Source organism: Microvirga sp. jy35 (assembly GCF_056148915.1).
Genome location: NZ_JBWBEW010000127.1, coordinates 1 through 763, shown reverse-complemented (window position 1 = coordinate 763; position 763 = coordinate 1). Strand labels below are relative to the sequence as shown.

Below are 763 nucleotides of genomic sequence, written 5' to 3'. Positions count from 1 at the left end.
GTTGCATTAACCTTGGCAGTGTAGCGAGGGATGGCTAATTGAGGAGCCGTCCAGTTGTCTCTGTTTAAGCGCCGTCGCTTTCCCGTTGAGATCATCCTGTTATGCGTGCGCTGGTACTGCAAGTACGGCATCAGTTACCGCGATCTCGCCGAAATGATGCAGGAGCGAGGCGTCAACATAGACCCATCCACAATCTTTCGGTGGGTTCAGCGCTATGCGCCGGAGATCGAGAAGCGAATCCGCCACTTTCAGGGGCATCGCTCAGGCTCATGGCGCGTGGATGAGACTTTTGTTCGAGTGGGCGGCAGGTGGAAGTACCTGTTCCGGGCGATCGACAAACGTGGCCAGCTGATCGACTTCATGCTCTCGGATCGCCGTAATACCCGAGCCGCTTATTGCTTCTTGCGCAAAGCCCTCAAGATGATGGGCGACTATCCTCCATCCTCAATCACGACCGACAAGCTGGCCTCGTACCCGAAGGCCATCCGACGCTTACAAAGCGAAGGGCTGCTGTCGAAAGATGTCGAGCACCGGACCTCGAAATACTAGAACAATGTCATCGAGGCGGATCACGGCGCGCTCAAGCGTGTGATCCGCCCAACCCGTGGCTTCCAGCGGATGAAGACAGCCTCCGCAACCCTGAGAGGGTTTGAGGTCATGCGCATGATCCGGCGTGGCCACTGCATCCTGCCGCAGTCCGGTGTGACAGGCGAAATCCGTCTTGTGAACCAGCTCTTCGGTCTTGCCGCCTGAGCAATCCATT

The 763-nt window shown here is 57.1% G+C and carries 1 pseudogene; it reads left to right on the top strand.

The annotated features are described in order from the left end of the window. Window positions 1-54 precede the first annotated feature (54 nt). Window positions 55-753, top strand: a pseudogene (locus tag AC0QTX_RS27515) (IS6 family transposase). Window positions 754-763 lie beyond the last annotated feature (10 nt).